This is a genomic window from Halomonas sp. PR-M31 (assembly GCF_001039575.1).
GTDB lineage: Bacteria > Pseudomonadota > Gammaproteobacteria > Pseudomonadales > Halomonadaceae > Modicisalibacter.
Window position 1 is genome coordinate 38,567 of sequence record NZ_JIBT01000032.1, and the last position, 26,182, is coordinate 64,748.

A 26,182-nucleotide genomic window follows, 5' to 3' on the forward strand; every position below is an offset into this window, starting at 1 on the left:
CCTTATCCCCCGTCCCTGCCCCTTGGTCGCAGCGCAAAGGTTGAGTAGAATACTCGGAAATAGGTTTTGCCGAGTAAGCACCATGAGTGACAAGTCTTTGCGAGATTTACGCACCGAAAACTCTCAGCCGGCACCCAAGATCGTGTTTCCCTGTGATTACCCACTCAAGATCGTGGGTGACGCTACGCCAGATTTTCAGGCGGCCATCGTCGAGGTGCTCAAGGCCCATGTGCCGGGCTTTGAGGACGATACCGTGACGGCGGTCGACAGTCGCAAGGGACGATTTCAGTCGCTACGTGTGACGATCACCGCTACCAGCAACGATCAGTTACAGACCCTATTTGCCTCGCTCAAGGCGACGGGTCGTGTTCATATGGTGCTATGAATGGCAGTGTTAGACGTTTATCGTCTGGGTTGCCTGCCCTATGCCCCGGTGTGGCGCGCCATGCGGGCCTTCACGGATTGTCGTGACGCGACGACCAGGGATGCGATCTGGCTTGTCGAACACGAGCCGGTGTTTACCCAAGGCCAGGCCGGCCGCGCCGAACACGTGCTGATGCCTGGCGACATACCGGTAGTGCATACCGACCGAGGCGGACAAGTGACCTATCATGGCCCGGGCCAGCTGGTCATGTATCCACTGCTGGACGTGCGACGGCGCAAGCTTGGGGTGCGTGAGCTGGTCACGGCTCTGGAAAGCAGCGTCATTGATGTGCTGGCCGGGCAGGGGGTTGAGGCGCATCCCCGCGCCGATGCACCCGGCGTTTATGTCGGTGATGCCAAGATTGCATCCTTGGGTCTGCGTATCCGGCGCGGCTGCAGCTTTCATGGGGTCGCATTCAACGTCGATATGGACCTTGCGCCGTTCACCCGCATCAATCCTTGTGGCTACGCCGGCTTGAACATGATTCGACTGTGCGATCTCATCGAGAAGCCTCCCTGTCTTGATGAGCAGGCGACCCGTTTGATGCAGCGTCTGGTCGCACGATTGGGTGATGACAGTATCAAAGAGTGTCGAGGCATACCCGAAGGGTCATGTCCGAGTTAACCGCCGATTCTTCCCGAACTGCAGGATAGGACCGATGACCGAGACCACCGTTGCTAGTCAGGAACGGGCCACTACGGCCCCCAAGAAGCCCCGCGCCGAGCGGGGTGTCAAGCTGCGTGGCGCCGATAAGGTAGCCCGCATTCCGGTCAAGGTGATTCCCACCGAGACGCTGCCCAAGAAACCCGATTGGCTGCGGGTGCGCATGCCGGTGTCCCAGGAGGTGACGCGCATCAAGCAGACGCTGCGCAAGCACGGTCTGCATACCGTTTGTGAAGAGGCTACCTGCCCCAATATCGGCGAGTGCTTCAACGGCGGTACCGCCACCTTCATGATCATGGGGGACATTTGTACCCGGCGCTGCCCCTTTTGTGACGTGGCCCATGGACGCCCCAATGCGCTCAATGAGAACGAGCCCCGTGAACTGGCGGAAGCCATCGCCGAAATGCGCTTGAAATATGTCGTGGTCACTTCGGTGGATCGTGATGATCTGCGCGACGGCGGAGCACAGCACTTCGTCGACTGTATCCGGGAAATTCGCAACGACAGCCCCTCGATCGAGATCGAAGTGTTGGTGCCGGATTTTCGCGGTCGCATGCAAAAAGCGTTGGATATTCTCGAGCAGACGCCGCCGGACGTCTTCAATCACAATCTCGAGACCGTACCATCGACCTATCGCCGAGTGCGCCCCGGCGCGGACTATCAATGGTCCCTGGATCTGCTCAAGGGCTACAAGGCACGTCGGCCTGATGTATTGACCAAGTCCGGGCTGATGCTCGGCGTGGGTGAGACCGATGAAGAAGTCATCGAGGTGATGCGCGATCTGCGCGCTCACGATGTGGACATGCTGACCTTGGGACAGTACATGCAACCTTCCCGCAATCACCTGCCGGTGGATCGCTGGGTGCATCCGGATACCTTTGCCTGGTTTGCCGAGCAGGGCAAGGCGATGGGCTTCACCCATGTCGCTTCGGGACCACTGGTGCGTTCGTCCTATCATGCGGACAAGCAAGCGCACGGTGTCGAGGTCAAGTAATCGTTCCGGCCAGTAGCAGTATCCAGCCCCATGCGCTCAAGCCATGGGGTTTTTCATGAGAGCAAACTAGGCTTTCTTATGGATGACCCCTTCGCTTATGCTGATAGCATTCCGAACGGTGCAAGGAGATGCACGATGAACGCCAAGGGTATTCTCGATCAGTTGATGAAGCAGGCCGGTGGCATGAACAGCTCGTCCAAAGGAGGCGCTTCACAGGGTGGCGGCTCTTCAAAGGGCGGTCTGGACATAGGCAAACTGGCGGGCAGCGGTGCTTTGGGCATGCTGCTGGGTACCAAGCGCGGACGCAGCATGGGGGGTAAGGGGCTCAAATACGGCGCTCTGGCAGGGCTTGGCATGCTGGCTTGGAAAGCCTGGCAGCATCATCAGCAGTCTTCTTCGTCGAGCGGCTCGCAGGCAGCCGGTGGGGATCAGTCCGCCGCCGCGCCCACGGGCAGCGCCGGTCCTTTGGAGCAGCTCGATGGACAGCAACAGGAACAGCGCAGTCTGGCGATTCTGCAGGCCATGATCGCTGCGGCCCGGGCGGATGGTCACATCGATGCAGAAGAGCGTGCCCAACTGGTAGGGCAGATGGATGCCATGGGTGCCGATGATGAACTTCATGCCTGGATGGAACAGCAGATGCGCGAGACGCTCGATGCCGACGCCATTGCCGCCAAGGCGGATTCCCCCCAGGCGGCACGGGAAATATATTTGGCAAGCGTTGCCATCATCGATGAGCAGAACCCGATGGAGCGTGCCTGGCTGGATCAGCTGGCCGGTGCCTTAAAGCTTGAACCCGGGATCGCCAAGGAGCTCGAATCCCAGGCTGCCGCTCACCAAGGCTGAAAACGATAAAACGTGCAGGTATGGCCGATCAACGTTTTTGACGGGTCTTCTGGACCCATAATATTACCCGTTAACAACGATGTCTTATGCGTCAGGAGAAAAGGCTATGGAAGATAAAGGGGCTTGGAATCAATTGACCAAGGCGGCAGGAGAGCTACGTGACTCTTCTCGCGATCGAGCTGTCGATACTCGCAGTGCACTTGCGGGCGGTCTCGTGGGTCTGCTGGTGAGTACCCGAGGCGGGCGTAGTCTCATAGGCAAGACCTTGAAGTATGGCATTGTCGCAGGATTGGGCGCCCTGGCTTGGCAGTCGCGTCAGCGCGACCAAGAGGCTGCCCACCGCAGAATAGGCAGCAACGACTCGCTTACGACCAGCGATAGTACTCGCAGTGCGGTCGAGGACCCCATAAAAAGACCGCCTGGCTCAGAAATATAGGGCTTTTCCTCGAGCCGATATATTGATACCGATTCGATTGTATTGAGGCGCCCGATCTGATTCGGGCGCATTTTTTGTTTTGGCTGTGAACTATTAATGAAAAAATAATCTTATTAAAGCCTAAAAAATGAGTATCGACGCTCGCTTTTTAATGATTTAACTCATAGTAACTGACGTCAGACTTCAATCCGGTTAGAATGGCGACATCATTATCTTGCAGCGCAGCAATTTCACTTACGGAGCCAAGACATGTTCCTTCTCACTGCTTCCTTCGTGGAAATGACGCGTCCGATGTGGGACCCGTTGGGGTTGGGTAAAGCCGCGGTCGACTATTGGCGTGATGCCGGCGAGCGCAGCGTGCTTTATCTGGACGTCATGCGTCAGCGCGGCAATCAGTATCTTGCTCACATGAAAGAGACCAAGCCCAACGTGCTGGGTTTCGATTCTGAAATACTGATGGATGGACGCGATCTGCTTCATCCGGTCAATTATGAGCTGATGCGTATCCTGCCGCCTGAAGGCGTCGAGATCGACGAGAGCATGCGGCCCTTCGTGGTGGTCGATCCTAGGGCAGGTCATGGCCCCGGTATCGGAGGCTTCAAGCCGGACAGTGAACTGGGTGTAGCCCTTCGTGCCGGGCATCCTTGCTATTTCATCGGCTTTCTGCCGTTTCCCGAACCGGGGCAGACCGTTGGGGATGTCGTCGAAGCAGAGGTGCAGTTCCTGCGCCATGTCATCGAGCGCCATCCCGATGTCGCCGAGCGACCCATGGTGGTCGGCAACTGCCAGGCCGGTTGGCAGATCATGATGGCGGCAGCCTTGGAGCCGGACTGCTTCGGCCCCATTCTCATTGCCGGCGCTCCGCTTTCCTACTGGGCAGGCGAGCGGGGCAAGGCTCCCATGCGTTATTCCGCAGGCCTGATGGGTGGTAGCTGGCTGACAGCCCTGGTCGGCGATTTGGGTAACGGCCATTTCGACGGTGCCTGGCTGGTACAGAACTTCGAGAAGCTCAACCCGGCCAATACGCTGTGGAACAAGCAATACAATCTCTACGCCAACGTCGATACCGAAGCCCAACGCTATCTGGAGTTTGAGCGCTGGTGGGGCGGCCATGTAGTGCTCAACAGCGAAGAGATACAGTACATCGTCGATAACCTGTTCATTGGCAACCGCCTGAGCACGTCACAGCTGCTCACCCGGGACGGGCGTCGCATCGACTTGCGCAATATCCGTTCACCCATCGTGGTGTTCTGCTCAAAAGGCGACGACATTACGCCGCCGCCTCAAGCGATTGGCTGGATCGATGATCTCTACGACAGCGTGGAAGACATTCAGGCTCACGACCAGACCATCGTCTACTGTATCCATGACACGACGGGTCATCTAGGGATCTTCGTTTCCGGGAATGTCTCGCGTAAAGAGCACACCGAATTCACCGCGAACATGGATTACATCGATATCCTGCCGCCGGGGTTGTATGAAGCGAATGTCAACGAGCGCGATGCCACCCAGGCCAATCCGGATTTGATCGATGGGGACTATCTACTCGAATTCGCCACACGGGATTTCAAGGACATCGATGATATCGTCAAGACCAATCTCGACGACGAGCGACGCTTTGCCACCGTGTCCCGAGTGTCGAATATCAATCTCGGTCTTTACCGGCGCTATCTGCAGCCCCTGATTCAGGCTGTCATGACACCCCAGGCGGCCAGTCTGCTACGCCGTTCGCACCCTCTCAAGGTAGGGTATCGGCTCCTTTCCGATCGCAACCCTGCCGCCGCGCCGCTGCCGGTATTGGCGGACATGGTCAAGGCGAATCGCCACGCGGTCGATGCAAACAACCCATTCAAGATGTACGAGACCATGCTGTCAGATCAGATCGTCCATAGTCTGAATGCTTTTCGCGACTTTAGGGATCAAGCCACGGAACGGTTATTCATGCAGGTATACGGTCAGCCCTGGCTCCAGATCCTGATGGGTCTCCGTGCGGACGACCAGCGCCCCTTGCCGGTTCCCGGCGCCTCGCCGGAACATCGGCGTTTCGTGGAACAGCGCAAGCAGATTCTGCGGGATTCCGTGGCGGACGGGGATATCGTTCAGGCCTCGGTGCGTGCGCTCATTTTCGCGCTAGGGGGCTCACCTACCACGGATGAGCGTAACTTCCAGCGCCTGAAGGCGACACGTGAAGAGATGGGTAACCATATTGATTTGAGCGATTTTAAAATCCTGGTGCGCGATGAGTTCGAAATGCTCAACATGGATGGTCATGCGGCCATGGAGGCGATACCAACCATGCTGCAGGGCGAAGACCGCGCCACCATCGAGACCTACGAAAATCATATCGAACAGGTAGTGAAGGCAAGCGAACCCTTGGACGACAAGACCCGTTCGCGTTTGGCCCTGGTCAAGCAGCTCTTTGCTCGAGCCAAGTCCGCTGAAGAGGTGTCCTCAAGCAAGAGAAAGCCGCGTAAGAAAGCGTCTTCCAGGACGAACACCTCGACGCCTTCCAGTGGTCCCAAATCGAGCTGACAATAGCTGAACCTGAGTACAGCCAAACACCCTGGTCGTTCCCGCGATCAGGGTGTTTGGTATCGAGCCCTCCACACGTCAAATCGTCCATTTTTTGATCCAACTCCCCCGCCAGTTAACTGGCTCATGTTGATAAACAAACGTTCATGTTACCTTTTTCGACCTGCTCTATTCTTGAAGCTGGCTTGCATGGAGTCCTATGTGACAGCTAGCCTCAGGATGCCTTTGGTCATTCCAGCAGCCCCCGTTGCGCTGGCTAGCAACTGGCGCAGCGGGAATGGCTGGGGTAGGGTAGGCGCATTTTACGCCGGAATTACACCGGCACGACGTACACGCTGCCAAGGTCACCGGAACCTTTCACGGACCTGGGCTCGAGAAAACTGGAGCACTATGGGCAAGTCATTGGTCATCGTCGAGTCGCCGGCCAAGGCCAAGACGATCAACAAATACCTCGGCAACGACTTCGTCGTGAAGTCGAGTGTGGGCCATATTCGCGATCTGCCCACCAGCGGCTCGGGCAAGCAGGCCAGCGATCCCAAGGAGCGTGCTCGTCAGGCAGCGGCTACCCGCAAGATGTCGCCCCAAAAAAAGGCAGCCTACCAAAAGCAGAAGGCCTGGACTCAGCTGGTACGGCGCATGGGGATCGACCCAGAACACGGCTGGGAGGCCAACTACGAGATATTGCCGGGCAAGGAAAAGGTGGTGGCGGAGCTTGCCAGGCTCGCCGAGAAAGCCGATGCCATCTATCTGGCCACGGACCGGGATCGGGAAGGGGAAGCCATCGCCTGGCATTTGAAGGAAGTCATCGGCGGCGATGAGGCGCGCTACAAGCGCGTAGTGTTCAACGAGATTACCAAGAACGCCATCAAAGAGGCCTTCAAGGAGCCCGGCAGCCTCAACGTGCCTCGGGTCGAAGCGCAGCAGACCCGGCGTTTTCTCGATCGCGTCGTGGGTTTCATGCTCTCGCCGCTGCTCTGGAACAAGGTCGCCCGAGGTTTGTCCGCGGGTCGCGTACAGTCCGTTGCAGTGCGATTGATCGTCGAGCGGGAGCGAGAGATTCGCGCCTTCGTGCCGGAGGAGTTCTGGGACGTCCATGCGGATCTGGTCAGTCCTGAGGGTGAGCCGATTCGCTTTGAGCTAGTGCGACAGGATGGCAAGCCGTTTCGACCGACTTCTCAAAAAGAGACCCTTGAACGTATCGCCGCGCTTGAAAAAGCCGATCTCAAGATCACGGCCCGGGAAGAAAAACCCACTCGTTCCAAGCCCAATGCTCCTTTCATCACCTCGACGTTGCAACAAGCCGCCAGTGGTCGTCTGGGTTTTTCGGTCAAGAAGACCATGACCCTGGCCCAGCGTCTTTATGAGGCCGGCTATATCACCTACATGCGGACCGACTCCACCAATCTGTCTCAGGATGCGGTGAACGGCGTGCGCGACTATATTCAAGACGAATTCGGCAAGCGCTATTTGCCCGAGGCACCCAACCGTTACTCCAGCAAGGAAGGTGCCCAGGAGGCACACGAGGCGATCCGTCCTTCTGACGTTACCCGTACTGCAAATGAACTGGCCGGCATGGAGCGGGATGCGGAGCGTCTTTATGAGCTGATCTGGCGTCAGTTCGTGGCCTGTCAGATGCCCCCGGCGGAGTATCTCTCCACTACCTTGACCGTCGAGACCGAAGGCTATGAGCTGCGGGCCAAGGGGCGGGTGCTCAAGTTTGACGGCTATACCCGGGTGATGAAGCCAGCAGGCAAGAAAGATGAAGATCAGACGCTGCCGGACATTGGCGAAGGCACGGCGCTGAAGCTGGACAAGCTAGATCCTCAACAGCACTTCACCAAGCCCACGGCTCGCTATACCGAGGCCAGCCTGGTCAAGGAGCTGGAAAAGCGCGGCATCGGACGGCCTTCGACCTATGCCTCGATCATTTCGACCATTCAGGATCGGGGCTATGTTCGGCTCGATAGTCGGCGCTTTTACGCAGAAAAGCTTGGCGATATTGTCACAGACCGGCTCACGGAATCCTTCAACGATTTGATGGATTACAGCTTCACGGCGCGCATGGAAGACAATCTCGACGATGTGGCGGAGGGTGAGCGTAACTGGCAGGCTTTGCTGGATGATTTCTACGCAGAGTTTCGCGCCAAGCTTGAGAAGGCTGAAGGTGAAGAGGGCATGCGCCCTAACCAGCCGGTGCCCACGGACATCGACTGCCCCACCTGCGGACGCAAGATGCAGATTCGCACCGCCTCCACCGGGGTGTTTCTGGGCTGCTCCGGCTACAACCTGCCGCCCAAGGAGCGCTGCAAGACCACCATCGATCTGATTCCTGGAGACGAGGCGGTTGCCGCGGACGCGGGGGAGGATGCGGAAACCCAGGCGTTGCGGGCCAAGCGGCGTTGCCCCAAATGCGGCACCGCCATGGACAGCTACCTGATCGACGAAACCCGCAAGCTGCACATCTGCGGCAATAGCCCGGACTGTGAAGGCTATGAGGTAGAGCAGGGGCGCTTTCGCATCAAGGGCTACGAAGGCCCGACCATCGAATGCGACAAGTGCGGCAGCGAAATGCAGCTCAAGACCGGACGTTTCGGCAAGTACTTCGGCTGTACCAATGAAAACTGCAAGAACACTCGCAAGCTGCTTAGAAGTGGTGAAGCAGCGCCGCCCAAGATGGACCCGATTCCCATGCCGGAGCTTGCCTGTCAGAAGGTGAACGATCACTACGTATTGCGGGACGGTGCCAGCGGATTGTTCCTGGCGGCCAGCCAGTTTCCCAAGAATCGCGAGACGCGACCGCCTTTGGTCAAGGAACTCAAGGCCCATGCCGAGGCGCTGCCGGAGAAATATCATTTCCTGCTCGATGCCCCCAGCGAGGACCCGGATGGCCGTCCGGCCCAGATACGGTTTTCGCGTAAGGCCAAGAGCCAGTACGTCATGACCGATGATGAAGGCAAGGCCACGGGCTGGAAGGCCACCTTCGACAACGGCAAATGGCAAATCGAGGACAAACGCAAGTGACCCCAACTGGGCGCACCAACCAGCTGATTTATCAGGCAGAGCTGCTGCTCGTCGTGCCAGCGGGGGAGGATGAGCATGCCGCCTCACGGCGCATGGCCTGTGAGGAAGGTGCGCTTGCGCTACTCGAACTGGCGCTCAATGCCGCTCTGCGAGAAGTTACCGAGCATGCCCGTCTGGCGCGCCATGACTGGCGCGAACTGCTCCAGGGCCAGGACGAGAAAGAGGACGAGCAGATCGCCGAGATCCAGCGTCTTCGAGCGTTTGCGAGGATGCCTGACAGCTGGCTGAACCTGATGATCCTGCGTCTAAATGCTCTGTACAGCGTCGAGGGTGCAGCGCGGCGCGAAGCCAGCCAGGCGCTGATCGTGGCCGCGGATCGCAGGACGCTGGCAGATGAGCTGCGCTGGTGCATCAAGGAGTTCAAGGCGCTGCTACTCGATTTGCGTGAGACCAGCGTCGAATGGTGACTCGATAGGCTTCGAAGTGATACCATGCCTTTAGTTTGAAAACGACCATGGCTGCTTGCCATGGTCGTTTTTTGTTGCCTTGTTCCTGGCGGAGATAAGCATGTCCGAGACAGCCGTGTTGGAAATCGTCGAACTCGCCGATGGCGAAATTGTGCTGCGCAGCGCGGAACACGAAGGTGAACCCCTGGTGCGTATTCGCTTCTCCGAAGAGGCCGCCGATCTGCTGCGTCGAAGCCGCTTCGAAGTGGCTCAGGAAATGATCGATCGTGCCATTACCCGCACGCAGCTGTGGGAAGGCGAAGAGGAGGAAATGGCCGTCATCGGGACGGTACATTGAGTTTGTACCATGGGGTCAGCGCAGCAGCCGTGCGCGAAAGCGCTTGCCCTTGATGCGCCCTTCCTGAATCTGTCTGAGCGCCTGTTTGGCGACCTTGTTATGGACTGCTACGTAGGTGACGGTGTCGAACACATCGATCTTGCCTATGTGTTCCTGAGTCAGCGTGCCTTCGCGGGTCAGGGCGCCGACCACATCCCCCGGGCGTAGCTTGTGCTTGCGCCCGCCATCGATATCCAGGGTAACCATCGGCGCGTATTGCTTGATGTCACCCATGTCAGGTGTGTTCTCGAGGATCGCGGAGGGGCCGTCAGCGATAGTGCTGCCCTGATAGGCTTCGATGCGCTGGCGCCGGTGTATTTCCTCAGGGGTAAAAAGCGATAGCGCAAGGCCCTTTTCGCCGGCCCGCCCGGTGCGGCCGATGCGATGCAGATGAACCTCCGCATCCGGCGTCGTATCGACGCTGATGACTGCATCCAGCCCTGCCACGTCCAAGCCTCGAGAGGCCACATCCGTGCCCACCAATAGATTGACGCTACGATTGGCAAAGCGCACCAGCACCTGGTCTCGTTGGCGCTGCTCCAGATCGCCATGCAGTGCCAGGGCGCTGAACCCTTCTGCATTCAGATGCGATGCCAGCGCGTCGCAGTCACGCTTGGTATTGCAGAAAAGCAGGGCGGATTCAGGCCTGTAGTGCTGAAGCAGCGCAATGATCGCGTCGTACTTGTTCTGTCTTTCCACGGTAAAGGCCAGTTGTACAATCGCCTCATGAGCGGCAGGTGCATCGACGGTAATGCGCCGGGGCTGGCGCTGAATCGCCGCGCTGAGTGTTTCGATATCCTTGGGGAAGGTCGCCGAAAACAGCAGGGTCTGGCGGTGTTTGGGCAACTGAGCCAAGATGCGTTCCAAGGTTTCACGAAAGCCCATGTCGAGCATGCGATCGGCTTCATCCAGCACCAGTTGGCCGACGCTATCAAGTACCAGCGATCCCTTGCGCAGATGATCCTCGACACGCCCCGGTGTACCCACCAGGATATGGGCGCCATGGGTCAGAGAAGCAATCTGTGGGCCGATAGGGATGCCGCCACACAGGGTAAGAATCTTGACGTTTGGTAGTGCACGGGCAAGTGTCCGCAAGGCCTTCGCGACCTGATCCGCAAGCTCCCGAGTCGGGCACAGCACCAATGCCTGCACATCGCTGCGATCTACCTCCAGGTTTTGCAGCAGACCCAGGCCGAAGGCAGCGGTCTTGCCGCTGCCGGTGCGTGCCTGAGCGATCAGGTCATCGCCGGCCAACAGCGGCGGCAGGCTGGCCGCCTGGATCGGCGTCATGTGGCGGTAGCCAAGTAGGTCCAGCGCCTCAAGAAGTGAAGCATGCAAGGCAAGCTGGGAAAAAGACTGATCGGTCATCGGGTATACTCGGAGGCCATCAAGGTGAGTGCGCAACGGGTCGCCATGATATCAGCAATGACCGAGTACCGGTGCGAGACCGACGAAGGATGAGGGGTGGATGTGGAAAAAGTCGCGATTCTGATCGATGTGCAAAACGTCTACTACACGACGAAACAGGCCTTTGGCCGGCACTTCGACTACAACGCCTTCTGGGCCCAGGCCACAACGGAGCGTGAGGTGGTTGCGGCGATCGCCTATGCGGTGGATCGTGGCGACACGAAGCAGCGCCAGTTCCAGAATATCCTGCGCGGCATCGGTTTCGAAGTGAAGTTGAAGCCTTTCATACAGCGTCGGGACGGTTCTGCCAAGGGGGATTGGGACGTGGGCATCACCCTGGATGCCGTCGAACTCGCCGAGCAGGTCGACAGGCTCATTCTCGTTTCGGGAGATGGCGACTTCGATCTGCTGTTGCAGCGAGTTCGACAGCGCTTCGACACTGCCTCCGACGTGTATGGTGTTTCGCGGCTGACAGCGGAATCTCTGGTGCGCTCTGCCACCCGCTTCGTTGCCATCGACGATGCCTTGCTGCTGCCGCTGCATTGATGGCCCCCTTGTCTACCGTTCGATGGACCGACGGAGAAATCTGAGTATCATCAAAAGAGCGTCAGATTGGCCTTTTTTCAGCCGTCGTTGCGGCTGGTCCAGAGTCGGAATGGGGCGGTGGGATCCTCAACGCTTACTTGCGTCGAAGGAAGGTTCTGCTGAGAAGCGGGTTTAGCGAACTCGTCGTAAAACGTCAGGAGCTTCATGTAGCGGCCACCATCCTCGTAATGCTCGCCTTCCTGTTCGCGACTCGCCGCGTAGTACACCTGTTCCGGGGCCGCATAGTACAACGCGCCGAGACACATTGGACATGGATAGGCGGTGATGTAGACCTCGCACCCGCTGAGATCGGTTCGTCCCTTGGCGGCCAGCTCACGGATTGCAGTGATCTCGGCATGCGCACTGAGATCACCGCTTTGCGAGACCTGATTAGTCGCCTCGTGCAGGATCTCGCCGGATTTTTGATCGACAACGATGCATGCGAAGGGTTTTCCGCCTTCTTCGACGTTGTTCAGCGCGAGTTCGACGCTGCGCTGGGTAAGTGTTTCGGGCGTGTTCTTCCGTGACATAGGCTATTAAATTCCTTGAAGGTTGCTGCTTCGGGATGTGTTGAGAACGACACGAAGCCGTTAGTCGGTGTGGAGGCTTGAACCATAGACGATCAGCATTGCGGGCTCAAGCAAATCGCCCTTTCTGCAAGACCACCACGCTTTGCTTATTTCGCACCTGCCTTTTCAAGGATTTCTGCAATTTCGGTGTAGCCTCGCGCCTTGGCATGTTGCAGCGGTGTGGTTCCGTCATTGTCGGCCAGGTTCACATCCGCGCCTGCATCGACCAGCAGCTCGACAATCTCGATATGCCGCGGCCCGCCATCGCCCAAAATGATCGCCTCAAGCAGCGCCGTGCCGCCCGCGATCGTCTCGCTCGTCGAGCGGCACATCGCTGGCGATCATTATCCAAACGTTGGTGGTATCGCCGTTTTCAGCAGCAGAGATCAGCAAAGGATCGGCCTGAGCGGTTGAAACTCCGCCGAGAGTGAAGGGGTCGGTCATGATCATGCATCCTGCTAGAAAGATGAAGGCGAAAGTGGTCAGCAAACGATTTCACATGAAAGTCTCCTATCGGCGATAGAGCTAGTAAGCAAACTAGCCATTCATGCAGTAAATAGTCTAGCAACATGACGGCCTAGACTAACGTTGCATTCTTGCCTGCTGACAATCCCGCCTTCATTCCTCTATCTTACGTTAACGTCAACTGTCCGGTGACTTGTCGCTATTACCCCCGGCGGCAACACTGACTACATTAGGGTTAGGAATCGTTTAATGAGTTGACGAAGACGCGGGCCCACAAGGTCATGCACTTCCTCGACCCCCATCCCGGGTAGAGAACAAGGATGCGCACCATGAGTACAACGAACAAGGCGACCATCGTTCACACCCCAAGTTTCATGGACGGTGATGAGTTTCGCGTTCCCGTCTTCAAGCTGCTCAAGCAGGACGGCACCGCCTACAAGAATGCCAAGCTCCCGGATCTCGATCGCAACAAGGCGCTGCGAATCTATCGCGCCATGCTGTTCACCCGGGTGCTCGACGAGCGCATGCTGGCCGCCCAGCGCCAGGGTCGGCTGAGCTTCTACATGCAGTGTACCGGCGAAGAAGCTTCCATCGTCGGCAGCACTGCGGCGCTTGAAGATGAAGACATGATCATGGCCCAGTATCGGGAACAGGGGGCGCTGGCCTATCGCGGCTTCGGGGTCGATGAGTTCATGAATCAGCTCTTCGGCAACGATCACGACTATGGCAAGGGTCGCCAGATGCCGGTGCACTACGGCTCCAAGAAGCTGTACTACATGACCATCTCATCTCCCTTGGCAACCCAGATCCCTCAGGCCACCGGTTATGCCTATGGCCAGAAAATGGCAGGGCAGGGCCATTGCACGGTTACCATCTTTGGTGAAGGCGCCGCCTCGGAAGGCGATTTCCACGCCGCCCTGAACATGGCCTCGGTGCATCAGGTACCGGTGATCTTCTTGTGCCGCAATAACGGCTATGCCATTTCCACCCCGGCCCATGAGCAGTTCTCCGCGGACGGCATCGCCCCCCGGGCCTTTGGCTATCACATGAAGGTCATTCGGGTCGATGGCAACGACATCCTGGCGGTCTATCAGGCCACCGCCAAGGCCCGGGAGTGGGCGGTGGAGAACAACAAGCCGGTGCTGATCGAGGCGATGACCTATCGCTTAGCGGCCCACTCTTCTTCGGATGATCCTTCCGGTTATCGCAGCAAGAAAGAGGAAGAGAACTGGCGGGACAAGGACCCGGTACGGCGCATGCGGCTGTGGCTTGAAAGCAAGGGCTGGTGGAGCGAAGACGAGGAGAAACAGGAGCAGGAAACCTGCCGCCGCGAGGTGCTGGAAGCCATGAAACGGGCCGAGAAGCGCTTACCGCCGGATCTCGAGACGCTGATCACGGATGTTTACGAGACCCCCACCCCTCAGCTCGTCGAGCAGCTCGAGCAGCTCAAGGCGCATATCCGCAAATATCCCGAGGCCTACCCAAAAGGGGCGAAATCGTTGGATGCAGCAGTCAAGGAGGGCGATGAGAATGCCTGATATGAACATGCTCAAGGCCATCAATAACGCCTTGGATACCGCCATGGCCGAGGACGACAGGGTGATCTGCTTCGGCGAGGACGTCGGCGTATTCGGCGGCGTGTTCCGCGCCACCAGCAATCTGCAGGAAAAGTATGGCCGCGCCCGCTGTTTCAATACGCCCCTGGTGGAGCAAGGCATCATCGGCTTCGCCAACGGCCTGGCCGCCCAGGGGTCCAGACCCGTGGCGGAGATCCAGTTCGCGGACTACATCTTTCCGGCCTTCGATCAGATCGTCAACGAGACCGCCAAATTCCGCTACCGCTCCGGCAATCTGTTCAACGTCGGCGGGCTGACCATCCGCACCCCCTATGGCGGTGGTATTTCCGGCGGGCTTTATCACTCCCAGTCGCCGGAGGCCTACTTTGCCCATACCCCGGGCCTCAAGATCGTCGTGCCGCGCAATCCGCATCAGGCCAAGGGGCTCTTGCTGGCCGCGATCCGCGACCCCGACCCGGTCTTGTTCTTCGAGCCCAAGCGCCTGTATCGCGCCTCCACCGGCGAGGTGCCGGAGGAAGACTACCAACTGCCGTTGGGCGAGGCGGAGGTGACCAAGGAAGGCGACGACATTACTCTGCTGGCCTGGGGCGCCCAGATGGAGATGGCCGAGAAGGCTGCGGAGCTCGCCGAGAAGGAGGGCATCTCCTGCGAGATCATCGATCTGCGCACCATCGTGCCCTGGGACGTGGAGACGGTCGTCGAATCGGTGCTCAAGACCGGGCGCCTGCTGGTCACCCACGAGGCGCCCTTGACCGGCGGTTTTGCCGGAGAAATCGCCGCCACCATCCAGCAGCGCTGCTTTCTCTACCTGGAATCTCCCATCGCCCGGGTGACCGGCCTTGATACGCCTTTCCCATTGACCCTGGAGAAGGAGTACATGCCGGATCATCTGAAGGTCTTCGAGGCGATCAAGCAGAGCATCGATTACTAGCCGATTCCAGGGTGAGGAGAACAGCATGAGTGATTTTATTCTGCCGGACATTGGCGAAGGCATCGTCGAATGCGAGCTGGTCAAATGGCTGATCAGTGAGGGCGACGAGATAGAGGAAGATCAGCCCGTTGCCGAGGTCATGACGGACAAGGCCCTGGTGGAAATACCCGCCCCCCATAAGGGGCGGGTGATCAAGCTCTATTATCAGGAAGGCGAGACTGCCAAGGTACATTCACCTTTATTTGCGGTTGAAGAGGCCGAAGGCGAGGCGGAAAACGCGAATGCCACGCGGATAGTCGAGGACAGGAGCCAATCTCAAGAGGCCGACGCCGATCAGGAAGGCACGGCCGAGAAAGCCGCCTCGAGCAGCGCCGATACCACCGCAAATGAAGAAGGTGAAAGCGAAGACTTCATTCTGCCGGACATTGGCGAAGGCATCGTCGAGTGCGAGGTAGTGGGCTGGCGCATCGCCCTAGGCGATGAGATCGAGGAAGATCAGCCGGTGGTGGACGTCATGACTGACAAGGCGATGGTGGAGATCACCGCGCCCAAGGCCGGTCGGGTGACACAGCTTTATTATCGGCAGCAGGAAAACGCTCGGGTGCATTCGCCGCTGTTCGCGTTTGTCCCGCGGGAGCGTGAAAACGCCGGCAAGACGCAGGCAAGCCCCGGCGCCGCGCCCAGCAAGGCCGCACCCAGCGGGCCCTCTGGTGATCAGGCGAGCAAAAAGGAAAAGCCGTCCTCCGGCTCAGGACCCTACGGACGCATCCCCGCAAGCCCGGCAGTGCGCCGACTGGTACGGGAGTTGGGGGTCCAGTTAGAAGACGTGCCCGGCTCCGGCAAGGACGGTCGGGTGCTCAAGGAAGATATTCTTGCTTTCGAAAAAGAAGGCGACAAGAAAGCGCAGTCTGTGGATTCCACCGCCAGATCCGACAGGGTAGCGGAAGCATCGGAAAAGCAGCAGGCGCCGACCGCCGAGATGCCAAACGAGGTAAGAGTCGAGCCGATCAAGGGCATGCGTGCGGTGATGGCCAAGCGCATGGTCGAATCCGCGACGACCATTCCGCATTTCAGCTACGGCGACGAGCTCGATGTCACGGAGCTGCTGGCGCTGCGCGGGCAATTGAAAGTCGAAGCCGACAAGCAAGGAACTCGCTTGACCCTGATGGCGCTGATCATGAAGGCCATGGCGCTGGCGATACAGGAGTATCCCATTCTCAATAGCCGGATCAGCGAGGACGGCTCGGAGATTCATTATCAGCCCCACTGCAACATCGGCATGGCAGTGGATAGCCAGGCAGGGCTGATCGTGCCCAACATCAAGCAGGTCGAACGGTTGAGCATCCTCGAGATTGCCGCAGAAGTGGAGCGCCTGACCCAGACCGCCCGGGATGGCGCGTCAGCCAGGCAGATCTCAAGGACGGCACCATCAGCATTTCCAACATCGGCGCGTTGGGGGGCACCTACGCCACCCCGATCATCAACGCGCCGGAGGTGGCCATCGTCGCCCTGGGGCGTACCCAGCAGCTGCCGCGTTTCGATGAAGCCGGCAACGTGGTCGCACGGTCGATTATGACGATCACCTGGTCCGGAGATCACCGCATCATCGACGGCGGCACCATCGCGCGCTTCTGTAATCTGTGGAAGGCGTATCTGCAGGCGCCGCAGAGCATGCTGTTGAAGATGGTTTAGAATCTAGTTCCAAATTCCGTGCCGTGATGGACGCCGGTGGTAAGGCAAAGCGAGGGTCTTTTGCAAAGGCCGAAAAATGCTCCATGCTATTTCGGCATTTCCGCCATCCATGGCGGTCAGAGAGCAAAAGTAGCGCCCAGGGAAGGGTTCACAGCGCCCTCGCGGTGCCTTGCCGCCGGAAAAGTCCATCCTGTCTACCGAGTCTTGAAAAGTACCCTTAGGCTTGACTCATGACCCAGGACGCCCTGCAGCAGTTCTATATTCCAGAAGAGCAGTCGATCTATCTGCTCAGCCACGACGATGCCAAGAAGCTCAAGGACTGGGTGGCGCTGTGTCAGGCCCAGCTCGAGCAGCTGGGCTATCGGCGCATCGAGCTGATCGGCAAGGGCGCCTACGGCTTTGTCTTCGCCGGGCTAGCCAGTCGCGAGAACGCCCCGGACACGGAGTACGTGTTCAAGTTCACCCGCATTACCCTGCCAGAGTCGTTGCAGGATCGCCTCGAGGAGGAAGCGTTCATGCTCGAACAGGTGGATCATCCCCAGGTGCCTGGACTGATCGCCTTTCAGCGTATACGAAAGCAATCGATCCTGGTGATGGAGCGGGCGCCAGGCATCAATCTCGAAGAGTATTCCCTGCGACATGGCCGCCTTGCGCCGCGCCTTGTGGTCAAGCTAGCGGCCCAGCTCGCGGACATGCTGTGTGCCCTTCGGCGCGAGACCGGGTCCATGGGCAAGCCCGTCGTGCACGGCGATATCAAGCCCTCCAATCTAGTCTTTGATCCCGACCATGAGCGCGTAGCCCTGATCGACTGGGGCTCTTCGGTGTTCGCCCAGCTCGACGCCAATCAGCAGTTCGTCGCCACCAGCGTCATGGAGCTGATGTCCGATAACCTGCAACAGACCAATGCCCGCCTGGGAGACGTCTATTTCATCGGCGAGGAGCAGTTGAACGGGGCACTGTCGTCGCCGCGCTTCGATGAGCAAGGGGTCGCCGGTACGCTCTACGCCCTGGCTTCGGCCCAGTCCTGCCGGTTCGGGCATCGGGCCATCACCGCCACCTCCCTGGGACTGCCCATGGAATTTGCCCGCATGCTCGACGGCATGCTCGATCCCGATCCTCAAGTGCGCGCCCGGGCCGGGGATTACTTTCTCGAGCACATGCCGCGCATTGCGCGCACGGTGATGGTCGATCTGCCGGAAAAGGCCGAGACCGCCTCGGTGCCGGTATGGGTGCGACCCAGCCAGCGCGAGATCGATACCGTGGTGTACAGCTCGCGCAAGTCGTTTCTGCGCGAGCAAGATGGCCGGGACGCCCTGAACGATGTCAACGACGTGCAGCTCGATCGTTACTACAAGAATTTCATGCAGGGCATGGGAGAGACGGAAAAGGCCTTTTTGGCGGCGGTCAGCCGATTGGGGAAATACCCGGTTGTCGGAGGGCTGGCGGTGCGTTGGGAGGCCGAGGGCGTCTATATCGACAGCGTGCTCAATCTGCACGATCTTACCCTCAAGAAGGCGTTCATCGCGGCGGTTAACAACATGGTCAACCTGGCCCGGGCCATCTATCGTCGCGGCGTGTTCAAGAGCTGTCTGTTCAACGCCCGGGATACGCTGCACATCGACCGTCGCGACGCTGACGAGCCTTTTGTACCCGATTCAGACATGAGATTGCCCTATGAGGTAAGTGTTGCGCCGGATCTTGAAGACCACTCGCGGGTGCATTCCTATTTCGAGGACGGCCCGGACCCGGAAGAATTCCTCAAGCTGCCCGACGAGATCATACGCCGTCTCGAGAACCTCAATGCCATTCACCATACCGGACTGATCATCTTCGAGGCGCTACCCACGCACCTCAAAATTCATAGCTACTACCGCCTACTGGACCCGGAGCGGGAGCGGGAGTTCCAGGACTGCCTGGATGCCATGCTGAAAGCGGTGCCCTTGATTCGCGGCCTGGGGATTTCCGGCTACATGAAGATGCCCTTCAAGGACACCAAGACGTTCACCCACATCGAACGCCTGCCGGAGCGTTACTACCCCAAGGACCCTCGTGCCCCCTCGAGTACGGTTACTGCCTACCGCTGATCGCAAAGCGTTGTTTAACCCCTGATAAATACAATTTCGATGTCATCGCTTAGGGTGGCCGTGGGTTTCGTATCCAACTGCTTGAAAGATCGTTTTCGACAAACCTATTTTGACAGCAGACTGAATGGAGGAGTTTGCCATGCAGGAAGCTCAAGACCTTTTTCCGACTCGATTGGAACGCAAGCGAAGCATGTTCGAGCGCATCGATCCGACAGTCCACAGTGAGGGCGTGCAGCGCCGCAACGGTCCCTTGAGTGAAAAAGAGGTTGATGAGTTCGATAGAAAGGGGTTTCTCTCTTTCGACAGTTTCTTCGACAAGGAGGAAATGGACGCTTTTCTTCAGGAATTGCGCAATTACGAAAGCGATGAAGACCTGAAGCTATCCGAAGGCACCATTCTCGAGCCGGGCAATCAGGAAATCCGCTCGATCTTCGGCATTCATGAGGTGTCCGAGCGCTTCAGCCGTTTGACCCGGGACCCGCGCCTGCTGGCAATGGTTCAGCAGTTGCTGGGTAGCGATGTCTATATTCATCAGTCTCGCATCAACTACAAGCCTGGCTTCAAGGGCAAAGGGTTCGACTGGCATTCCGACTTTGAAACCTGGCATAGCGAAGACGGTATGCCCCGCATGCGCTCCTTGAGCTGTTCCATCATCTTGACCGAGAACGGTGAGTTCAACGGCCCTTTGATGCTAATCCCTGGCTCCCACAAACACTTTGTCCCCTGTGTTGGCCGCACCCCCACGGACAACTACAAAGAATCGTTGAAGAGTCAGGACGTCGGTGTGCCGGATGCCGCCAGCTTGAAGAAATTGATGCTCGAAGGCGAGATCGAGGCGCCCAAGGGGCCGGCGGGTTCGCTGATCATGTTCGAATGCAACACCATGCACGGCTCCAATATCAACATGTCCTGCTGGCCGAGAAGCAATCTGTTCTTCGTCTACAACAGCGTTGAAAACACCCTGCACGACCCCTACTGCGGCAACAAGCCAAGACCCGAGTTTCTGGCCAATCGCAAGGATTGGGCGCCGCTCAGACCGGTAAACGAGTGACCGGTAAACGAGTAAGGCACAGTGATGTCGACGCGCTCTTGAATATAAAAGGCACCCAACGGTGCCTTTTATATGTCTACAGGATGAAGCCCGCGCACTGAAGCGATACAATCACGCCCTTTTCACGCTCGAGGCGTTGTCTTGCACCCTGTCTCGAGCCCTTTCGACTGGACCTTTCGTGATCGCCACCGCCAATATCACCATGCAGTTCGGGGCCAAGCCCCTGTTCGAGGATGTCTCGGTCAAGTTTAACAACGGCAATCGCTATGGCCTGATTGGGGCCAATGGCAGCGGCAAATCCACCTTCATGAAAATCCTCGGTGGCGATCTCGATCCCTCCGCCGGCCAGGTGATGCTCGAACCCGGTACGCGCCTGGGCAAGCTACGCCAGGATCAGTTCGCCTTCGAAGAGCATCGCGTCATCGACACCGTGATCATGGGCAATACCGAGCTATGGCGAGTAGCCGCTGAGCGAGAGCGCATCTATTCCCAGACCGAGATGAGCGAAGAGGACGGCATGCGGGTCGCGGATCTGGAAGTCCAGTTCGCGGAACTCGACGGCTACACCGCCGAGGCCCGGGCAGGGGAGCTGCTGTTGGGGCTGGGCATTCCCGAGTCCCAGCACCTTGGCCCCATGAGCGAGGTGTCACCGGGCTGGAAGCTGCGGGTGCTGCTGGCCCAGGCGCTGTTCTCCGACCCGGACGTGCTGCTACTGGATGAGCCCACCAACCATCTGGATATCAATACCATCCGCTGGCTCGAAGAGGTGCTTATCGCGCGCGCGAGCACCATGGTAATCATTTCTCACGATCGCCACTTCCTCAACAGCGTCTGCACCCATATGGCGGATCTTGATTACGGTGAGCTGCGGCTGTTTCCCGGCAACTATGACGAATACATGACCGCCGCGACCCAGGCCCGGGAGCGTCTGCATGCGGACAACGCCAAAAAGAAGGCGGAAATCGCCGAACTCCAGGCCTTCGTCAGCCGTTTCTCCGCCAACGCCTCCAAGGCCAAGCAGGCCACTTCCCGTCAGCGCAAGATGGACAAGATCAAGCTCGACGAGGTCAAGCCGTCGAGCCGAGTCAGTCCGTTCATTCGCTTCGAACAAAAGCGCAAGATTCATCGCGGCGCGGTCAACGTGGAGGCGCTGAGCAAAGGATTCGATGAGGCGCCGCTATTCGAGCGCCTGGGGCTTCAGATCGAGGCCGGTGAGCGAGTGGCGATCATCGGCCCCAACGGCGTTGGCAAGACCACGCTGCTGCGCTGCCTGGTAGGAGAGCTTGTCCCGGATACCGGCCTGGTGAAATGGACCGATAGCGCAGAGCTTGGCTATTTCGCCCAGGAACACGCTACGGATTTTGCCAACGACGCCTCACTTTACGAGTGGATGGCTCAATGGACCGATGGCGGCGAACAGACGATTCGCGGCGCACTCGGGCGCATGCTGTTCTCTAATGACGATATCGGCAAGTCCGTGAAGGTGATCTCAGGCGGTGAGCAGGGCCGAATGCTGTTCGGCAAGCTGGCACTGCAAAAACCCAACGTTCTGCTGATGGACGAGCCCACTAATCACCTGGACATGGAGTCTATCGAGGCGCTCAATCTGGCACTCGAGCACTATCCTGGCACGCTGATCTTCGTCAGTCATGATCGCGAGTTCGTGTCGTCCTTGGCGACCCGCATTCTCGATATGAGCGGAGAAGGCTTGATCGATTTCAGCGGCAGTTATGATGAGTATTTGCGCAGCCAAGGCGTTTACGGTTAACGGCGCGTGGCAACTGCCTTATGCTGCACCTAGAGTTCAAATCAAGGAATTTACCATGACCGAGCTCAGTGAGCGCTTCGATACCGCACTCCGGCGCCTGGATGCCCTGCATGCGGAAGATCCCCGCCGAGAGCTGGTCGACGGTCAGGAAGTGCCTCAGGAGCTACTCTACGCGGAACGAATGAGTACATGGCTCGCCCAAGTGGAGCCTGATGCCTCGGAAGCCTTGCGATTGGCGGTGCGCGCTCAGCATCTGCAGCGCTGGCGGGTTCCTAGAAGCGATTACCCCCAGGATCGTTCGGGCTATTTGACCTGGCGTCGGGATCTGGGGCGTATCCAGGCCGAGTGGGCGGCTCGGGTTCTAGAGGAGGTCGGCTACGATGCGCCACTCTGCGAGCATGTCGCCCGTATGATTCGCAAGGAGCAGCTGCGTCACGACGCCGACACCCAGGCCATGGAAGACACTGCTTGTCTTGTGTTTCTCGAGCACTACTTTGCGGATTTTTCCAGCGAACATGACGAAGAGAAGCTGATACGCATTCTGCGCAAGACCTGGCGCAAGATGTCTCCCCGCGGCCAAGAGCTCGTTGCCACCATTCCCATGACACCCGATGCGCAGCGTCTGGTACACAAAGCTCTCTCATGATGGCGGTAAGGTTTATTCCGGCTCAACTGGCTTTTCCAATTTTTAGTTTGTCAGTATGGTTTTTTGACCATAAACGCTCAGTAGCCTGTTATTTATAGCCAAAGTCTCTCCTTGCTTGATTAGGATCAACATCATGATCCTCCTACCATTGCACGCTGTAATTAAGACCGCTTGACGGTTTTCAACACTGGTGCTGTGGCGCGATATACGCCATCGCAAGGGGGGAAGCATGCAGCATGCAAACGACACGAGTACTGCCAGTCTCTTGCCGGAAGAGCTGCTTATCCTGGCTAATGCTCACGAAGGCCAGGAAGCCAGGCGTTATCGATTGATGGCGCTACGGTTTCAGCCGTTCAATACAAGCATCAGCCGTTTGATGGATGTGCTGGTGCTCGAAAGTCAGCGACGTTTGGAAGAGCTGAAGAGAATCAACAAACGCCTCTTTTTCGTACGCTTGCCGGCCAATAAGACAGTCTGCAAGACACCCGTTGGTCAGCATCCTTTCTTCATTCTCGATGAGCAGGCGGCCAGCCGGGTATTTGAGCGCATGCTCAGTGACGAACAGCATTCACGCCGTCTCTACGAACAGCTACTGGAGGCCAACGCCATTCCAGAGCTCACCACCTTGTTCGGTAATTTCGTCGATCAGAAGCTTGCTCAGTACCATATTCTCGAAGAAGCCCGGGAACGGCTTTGAGCCGAAACCGGTGCCACAGATTTCACAAAAAAGTAGACGGAAGGATGGCAGTGCACGGCTTGTACGCTACCCTTTCGTCATATGCGGCATTTTTTCGTATTTTTTTTGGGAACGTCGGTTTTGACAAAACGAGGCAAGTGCAATGGATAGCCAATACAGCGAACAGAAAATTCAGGCGTTATATGCCGCCTATCTGGGGCAGCCTGCCGATCCTGCCGGGCAGAAAGCAGGGGCGTATCTTCTTGATGAGGACATTCTGGATTTCAATGAGTTGTCCTCCGGGTTGTCCTACTATGAGGATTTGCGCTCCGGAGACGACAGGCCCAGCGATGAAGCTTTCGTTACCACTCTTTATGACGAGCTGTTTGAACGTAAGCCTGATGAAGGGGGGCTGGCTTACTGGACCGAGCAGCTGAAAAGCGGTGCGCTAGGGCGTGACGAGCTGGTGCCGACCATGCTGCGAGTGGCGGGGCCCATCGATCAGGAAGCAAGTTTTGCCAAGTTTTCCATCGCGGATTACTACGCGGATAACGTATCTCAAAGCGAGTTCGACAAGGACCAGCCGCTAACCTTGGATAACCTGCGCACGAATGAACAACTCTACGCTGACCTGAACGCCCTCGATGAGCAGCGCGATACCCTGGATCTGGCGGTAGCAGGGGAGTCCATAGAAGGCCGGCCGTTGTATCGTGCCGAAGTGGGGCAGGGTGACAAGACCCTCATGATCGTTTCCCAGCAGCATGGTGATGAGCCATTGGGAACCGAGGCGCTGGTCAAGCTGCTTGACGTCCTTAGTGCGGACACCGAATACGCCAGGAACCTGCGGGATGAAGTGACCGTGGTCGCAATGCCGCGAGTCAATCCGGACGGTTTTGCCCGCTGGGAACAACAGGCCGCCGGCGATCAGGACGTGCTCGACCCGCGCCGCAACTCCGAAAACATGGACCTCAATCGCAGCTACGACCCGGCCAATCGTCCCGATCCGGACACCATTCCCGAGGCACTGGCAGTGCTTGACGTGGTGGACGAATACAAGCCGGATCTGTTCTTGGACTATCACCATCAAAACGATTACCTCGGTGACGATGGTGAGCTCGAGACCATGTCGGTGCAGTGGGCGACCAATGACGAAGTGGACTCTCAAATTTCCGAAACAGGCCAGCGCGCGGCGGTAGCGATCGCTAATCAGCTCGAGGATTTCGATCATTCGGAGCTTTCCCTATTTCCCGGCAGCGACACCTTGGCCATCGCGCGTAACGGCTTGGCGTTGGAGGGCACACCGACGCTATTGGTGGAACAGCGCGGCCTGCAGGAAATGGATGAGATCGCTCAACGAGGTCTCGATACGGATTACAGCGCTCTGGCAAGCGCCCTTACCACGGAAGGCTTGCTCAGTATGCTGGGTGTCATCGAGGCCGTGGCGGATGACTCTTTCGAAGATCTTGATCCAGCCCAGGCGTTAGCGATTCCCGAGCGCGGCGAGCGTATTCCGTTTGAAGAGATCTATGCCACCGGTCAGCGAGATAGCTTGCAGTGGGCAAACGAAAGACAGATGAGTTCCGATGATCAACCCATGGAGGCAGACGCAGTACTGGCTCAGCTGGATTCGACGATCGCGAACCAGGATGCCGGCAATGAGAACGTCTCTTTGGTAGGTCTTCAAGACAGCACCGAAACAACGGATTATATGATCGGTTGAATGAGTCGTCCGGGATTTCCAGTTTGAATACCCCGGATGAAATCCACCATTCGATGCTGCCGGAGGTCTCTCCATGGCGTCTACTCAACACATTGCGTTTCTGATCATGGTGCCTTCATCAGGCAATGCTTCATCCAGCAGTCAAAGCAGCGGTGGTTACAACCTGAGCCTTGTGACCTTGAGCGACATCGAGGCGGCCAAGCGTCTGACGCGAGAGCTTGTATCTCAAGGTGTCGATAGAATCGAGCTTAGTTCGAGTTTTGGCGAGCAAGGGCTTGAAACAGTGCGGAAAGTGGCAGGTGAGGATGTCGAGGTGGGACTCGTGCGCTTCGATTGAGGGAGTCCTGTTCGAAAGCGCCTTAGACTAAAGTTCAGAGGCGCTTTTTTTATTATTGTTCGAAGCTATGTCGGACATAATAAAATCCTGGTCCTACAAGCATGGACACCGTTTCATGAGTCGCACTGTAGACAAGAGTCGCTCTGGGCGCCCGGACATCGCCGAATACTTGGCTGAAGCCATCTTCAGCGGTCGTTACCGGCCAGGGGATTTTGTGCCTCGCGAGGTTGATCTGTGCGATCAGTTTGGTGTCAGTCGTAGCACCGTACGCAGTGCTCTCCAGTTATTAGTGGCCGTAGGCCTGTTGAAACGTATTTCCGGACAGGGCACGCGAGTGCGAGAGCTGGCCGAGTGGCATCTGCTCGACCCTCGGGTCAGCGCCTGGTTGGCACGGTTCGCTCAACCCAACCCGAGTATTCAGCGCGAAATATTCGCCTTCCGCATTGCCGTGGAGCCCTTCGTCGCGCGCCTGGCCGCAGAGCATGCCACCGCCGTGGATCTATTGGCGATTGAAATCGCCTATGACGGCATGATCAATGCCCTTGAACAAAGTGATTTATGCTGGGAAGGGCGTACCCACAATGAATACGACGTCGATTTTCATGAAGCGATCTTCACGGCGTCCCACAACCTTGTCTGGGCACAGATCAGCCATGTGCTGAAGCCTGCCATTGCCCTTTTGGTGGAAAAATCCAATCACAGTGCCGATGAGCTTCAAGACAGCATGGAGCGTCATCGTCGGGTCATGGAAGCCATTCGCCTGCGCCAGCCGCAACAGGCTGCCGAGGCGGCACTGGCGGTGCTGGAGCGCACCGGAAGGGACTTGGGGCTGAAAGAGCTATTTTCGGTTCTGCCGGTTCTCGAATCCCAAGTAACAACGCACGAAGTTCAAACAACAGATGTGTAAGGAGACGC

Annotated in this window: 24 protein-coding genes and 1 pseudogene; 21 read left to right on the forward strand and 4 right to left on the reverse strand. The window is 57.9% G+C overall.

Annotation, left to right across the window (positions count from 1 at the left end; genetic code table 11):
- Nucleotides 1-82 precede the first annotated feature (82 nt).
- From CH74_RS09665 to CH74_RS09705, 9 genes are all read left to right on the forward strand, one after another.
- A complete protein-coding gene (locus CH74_RS09665) occupies nucleotides 83-385 on the forward strand; it encodes a YbeD family protein (protein ID WP_048307240.1) in 303 nt (100 codons plus the stop codon).
- A complete protein-coding gene (gene lipB / locus CH74_RS09670; protein WP_048307241.1) occupies nucleotides 386-1,048 on the forward strand; it encodes a lipoyl(octanoyl) transferase LipB in 663 nt (220 codons plus the stop codon).
- Between the two features lie 34 nt (nucleotides 1,049-1,082).
- Nucleotides 1,083-2,081 (forward strand): lipoyl synthase, encoded by a 999-nt coding sequence (gene lipA, locus CH74_RS09675; protein ID WP_048307242.1) that lies wholly within the window; start codon nucleotides 1,083-1,085, stop codon nucleotides 2,079-2,081.
- Nucleotides 2,082-2,216: 135 nt separating this feature from the next.
- A complete protein-coding gene (locus CH74_RS09680; RefSeq protein WP_048307243.1) occupies nucleotides 2,217-2,927 on the forward strand; it encodes a tellurite resistance TerB family protein in 711 nt (236 codons plus the stop codon).
- Between the two features lie 106 nt (nucleotides 2,928-3,033).
- Nucleotides 3,034-3,363, forward strand: a complete 330-nt coding sequence (locus CH74_RS09685; protein WP_053070701.1) for a DUF533 domain-containing protein — start codon at nucleotides 3,034-3,036, stop codon at nucleotides 3,361-3,363.
- Between the two features lie 249 nt (nucleotides 3,364-3,612).
- Complete coding sequence (locus CH74_RS09690; RefSeq protein ID WP_082140371.1) at nucleotides 3,613-5,895, forward strand: DUF3141 domain-containing protein; 2,283 nt, start codon at nucleotides 3,613-3,615, stop codon at nucleotides 5,893-5,895.
- A gap of 390 nt (nucleotides 5,896-6,285) precedes the next feature.
- Complete coding sequence (gene topA, locus CH74_RS09695; protein WP_048307244.1) at nucleotides 6,286-8,916, forward strand: type I DNA topoisomerase; 2,631 nt, start codon at nucleotides 6,286-6,288, stop codon at nucleotides 8,914-8,916.
- Nucleotides 8,913-9,383, forward strand: a complete 471-nt coding sequence (locus CH74_RS09700; RefSeq protein WP_048307245.1) for a DUF6586 family protein — start codon at nucleotides 8,913-8,915, stop codon at nucleotides 9,381-9,383. The genes topA and CH74_RS09700 overlap by 4 nt, the downstream gene beginning before the upstream one ends.
- Nucleotides 9,384-9,483: 100 nt before the next feature.
- The gene (locus tag CH74_RS09705) at nucleotides 9,484-9,720 is read left to right on the forward strand and encodes a hypothetical protein (protein WP_048307246.1); all 237 of its coding nucleotides are present in this window, start codon (nucleotides 9,484-9,486) and stop codon (nucleotides 9,718-9,720) included.
- Between the two features lie 15 nt (nucleotides 9,721-9,735).
- On the opposite strand, the gene dbpA is transcribed toward CH74_RS09705, so the two are convergent.
- Entirely contained in the window at nucleotides 9,736-11,127 is a 1,392-nt protein-coding gene (gene dbpA, locus CH74_RS09710) for an ATP-dependent RNA helicase DbpA (protein ID WP_048307247.1), read from the reverse strand.
- Between the two features lie 102 nt (nucleotides 11,128-11,229).
- On the opposite strand from dbpA, the gene CH74_RS09715 reads away from it, so the two are divergent.
- Nucleotides 11,230-11,712: an NYN domain-containing protein gene (locus CH74_RS09715; protein ID WP_048307303.1), complete on the forward strand. Its 483-nt coding sequence runs from the start codon at nucleotides 11,230-11,232 to the stop codon at nucleotides 11,710-11,712.
- 77 nt (nucleotides 11,713-11,789) lie between these two features.
- On the opposite strand, the gene CH74_RS09720 is transcribed toward CH74_RS09715, so the two are convergent.
- From CH74_RS09720 to CH74_RS18980, 3 genes are all read right to left on the reverse strand, one after another.
- The gene (locus CH74_RS09720; RefSeq protein ID WP_048307248.1) at nucleotides 11,790-12,281 is read right to left on the reverse strand and encodes a nucleoside deaminase; all 492 of its coding nucleotides are present in this window, start codon (nucleotides 12,279-12,281) and stop codon (nucleotides 11,790-11,792) included.
- 146 nt (nucleotides 12,282-12,427) lie between these two features.
- The gene (locus CH74_RS09725; RefSeq protein ID WP_053070702.1) at nucleotides 12,428-12,652 is read right to left on the reverse strand and encodes an ankyrin repeat domain-containing protein; all 225 of its coding nucleotides are present in this window, start codon (nucleotides 12,650-12,652) and stop codon (nucleotides 12,428-12,430) included.
- Nucleotides 12,603-12,764 carry a hypothetical protein gene (locus CH74_RS18980; RefSeq protein ID WP_216594744.1) on the reverse strand — a complete coding sequence of 54 codons (162 nt, stop codon included), beginning with the start codon at nucleotides 12,762-12,764 and terminating at the stop codon, nucleotides 12,603-12,605. The genes CH74_RS09725 and CH74_RS18980 overlap by 50 nt, the downstream gene beginning before the upstream one ends.
- Before the next feature lie 350 nt (nucleotides 12,765-13,114).
- Here CH74_RS18980 and CH74_RS09730 point away from each other — a divergent pair, with 350 nt between their 5' ends.
- The 11 genes and pseudogenes from CH74_RS09730 (at nucleotide 13,115) to CH74_RS09780 (ending at nucleotide 26,174) form a co-directional block, all read left to right on the forward strand.
- Entirely contained in the window at nucleotides 13,115-14,323 is a 1,209-nt protein-coding gene (locus CH74_RS09730) for a thiamine pyrophosphate-dependent dehydrogenase E1 component subunit alpha (RefSeq protein ID WP_048307249.1), read from the forward strand.
- Nucleotides 14,316-15,293 carry an alpha-ketoacid dehydrogenase subunit beta gene (locus tag CH74_RS09735; protein WP_048307250.1) on the forward strand — a complete coding sequence of 326 codons (978 nt, stop codon included), beginning with the start codon at nucleotides 14,316-14,318 and terminating at the stop codon, nucleotides 15,291-15,293. The genes CH74_RS09730 and CH74_RS09735 overlap by 8 nt, the downstream gene beginning before the upstream one ends.
- Before the next feature lie 25 nt (nucleotides 15,294-15,318).
- Nucleotides 15,319-16,985, forward strand: a pseudogene (locus tag CH74_RS09740) (dihydrolipoyllysine-residue acetyltransferase).
- A gap of 230 nt (nucleotides 16,986-17,215) precedes the next feature.
- Nucleotides 17,216-19,069 (forward strand): protein kinase, encoded by a 1,854-nt coding sequence (locus CH74_RS09745; RefSeq protein ID WP_048307251.1) that lies wholly within the window; start codon nucleotides 17,216-17,218, stop codon nucleotides 19,067-19,069.
- 139 nt (nucleotides 19,070-19,208) lie between these two features.
- Nucleotides 19,209-20,120 carry an ectoine hydroxylase gene (gene thpD / locus CH74_RS09750; protein ID WP_048307252.1) on the forward strand — a complete coding sequence of 304 codons (912 nt, stop codon included), beginning with the start codon at nucleotides 19,209-19,211 and terminating at the stop codon, nucleotides 20,118-20,120.
- Between the two features lie 178 nt (nucleotides 20,121-20,298).
- Nucleotides 20,299-21,888: an ABC-F family ATPase gene (locus tag CH74_RS09755; RefSeq protein WP_048307304.1), complete on the forward strand. Its 1,590-nt coding sequence runs from the start codon at nucleotides 20,299-20,301 to the stop codon at nucleotides 21,886-21,888.
- Nucleotides 21,889-21,943: 55 nt separating this feature from the next.
- Nucleotides 21,944-22,534, forward strand: a complete 591-nt coding sequence (locus CH74_RS09760) for a DUF4202 domain-containing protein (protein WP_048307253.1) — start codon at nucleotides 21,944-21,946, stop codon at nucleotides 22,532-22,534.
- 229 nt (nucleotides 22,535-22,763) lie between these two features.
- Complete coding sequence (locus CH74_RS09765) at nucleotides 22,764-23,231, forward strand: hypothetical protein (RefSeq protein ID WP_048307254.1); 468 nt, start codon at nucleotides 22,764-22,766, stop codon at nucleotides 23,229-23,231.
- Nucleotides 23,232-23,373: 142 nt separating this feature from the next.
- Nucleotides 23,374-24,930, forward strand: a complete 1,557-nt coding sequence (locus CH74_RS09770) for a M14 family zinc carboxypeptidase (RefSeq protein WP_053070703.1) — start codon at nucleotides 23,374-23,376, stop codon at nucleotides 24,928-24,930.
- Between the two features lie 73 nt (nucleotides 24,931-25,003).
- Entirely contained in the window at nucleotides 25,004-25,267 is a 264-nt protein-coding gene (locus tag CH74_RS09775; RefSeq protein ID WP_053070704.1) for a DUF6506 family protein, read from the forward strand.
- Nucleotides 25,268-25,382: 115 nt separating this feature from the next.
- Complete coding sequence (locus CH74_RS09780; RefSeq protein WP_048307255.1) at nucleotides 25,383-26,174, forward strand: FadR/GntR family transcriptional regulator; 792 nt, start codon at nucleotides 25,383-25,385, stop codon at nucleotides 26,172-26,174.
- Nucleotides 26,175-26,182: the final 8 nt, after the last annotated feature.

Coding starts and splice junctions, on each gene's coding strand:
- CH74_RS09665 (WP_048307240.1), top strand. CDS start 83: ATGAGTGACAAGTCTTTGCGAGATTTACGCACCGAAAACTCTCAGCCG.
- lipB (WP_048307241.1), top strand. CDS start 386: ATGGCAGTGTTAGACGTTTATCGTCTGGGTTGCCTGCCCTATGCCCCG.
- lipA (WP_048307242.1), top strand. CDS start 1,083: ATGACCGAGACCACCGTTGCTAGTCAGGAACGGGCCACTACGGCCCCC.
- CH74_RS09680 (WP_048307243.1), top strand. CDS start 2,217: ATGAACGCCAAGGGTATTCTCGATCAGTTGATGAAGCAGGCCGGTGGC.
- CH74_RS09685 (WP_053070701.1), top strand. CDS start 3,034: ATGGAAGATAAAGGGGCTTGGAATCAATTGACCAAGGCGGCAGGAGAG.
- CH74_RS09690 (WP_082140371.1), top strand. CDS start 3,613: ATGTTCCTTCTCACTGCTTCCTTCGTGGAAATGACGCGTCCGATGTGG.
- topA (WP_048307244.1), top strand. CDS start 6,286: ATGGGCAAGTCATTGGTCATCGTCGAGTCGCCGGCCAAGGCCAAGACG.
- CH74_RS09705 (WP_048307246.1), top strand. CDS start 9,484: ATGTCCGAGACAGCCGTGTTGGAAATCGTCGAACTCGCCGATGGCGAA.
- dbpA (WP_048307247.1), bottom strand. CDS start 11,127: ATGACCGATCAGTCTTTTTCCCAGCTTGCCTTGCATGCTTCACTTCTT.
- CH74_RS09720 (WP_048307248.1), bottom strand. CDS start 12,281: ATGTCACGGAAGAACACGCCCGAAACACTTACCCAGCGCAGCGTCGAA.
- CH74_RS09725 (WP_053070702.1), bottom strand. CDS start 12,652: ATGTGCCGCTCGACGAGCGAGACGATCGCGGGCGGCACGGCGCTGCTT.
- CH74_RS18980 (WP_216594744.1), bottom strand. CDS start 12,764: ATGACCGACCCCTTCACTCTCGGCGGAGTTTCAACCGCTCAGGCCGAT.
- CH74_RS09730 (WP_048307249.1), top strand. CDS start 13,115: ATGAGTACAACGAACAAGGCGACCATCGTTCACACCCCAAGTTTCATG.
- CH74_RS09735 (WP_048307250.1), top strand. CDS start 14,316: ATGCCTGATATGAACATGCTCAAGGCCATCAATAACGCCTTGGATACC.
- CH74_RS09745 (WP_048307251.1), top strand. CDS start 17,216: ATGACCCAGGACGCCCTGCAGCAGTTCTATATTCCAGAAGAGCAGTCG.
- thpD (WP_048307252.1), top strand. CDS start 19,209: ATGCAGGAAGCTCAAGACCTTTTTCCGACTCGATTGGAACGCAAGCGA.
- CH74_RS09760 (WP_048307253.1), top strand. CDS start 21,944: ATGACCGAGCTCAGTGAGCGCTTCGATACCGCACTCCGGCGCCTGGAT.
- CH74_RS09765 (WP_048307254.1), top strand. CDS start 22,764: ATGCAGCATGCAAACGACACGAGTACTGCCAGTCTCTTGCCGGAAGAG.
- CH74_RS09770 (WP_053070703.1), top strand. CDS start 23,374: ATGGATAGCCAATACAGCGAACAGAAAATTCAGGCGTTATATGCCGCC.
- CH74_RS09775 (WP_053070704.1), top strand. CDS start 25,004: ATGGCGTCTACTCAACACATTGCGTTTCTGATCATGGTGCCTTCATCA.
- CH74_RS09780 (WP_048307255.1), top strand. CDS start 25,383: ATGAGTCGCACTGTAGACAAGAGTCGCTCTGGGCGCCCGGACATCGCC.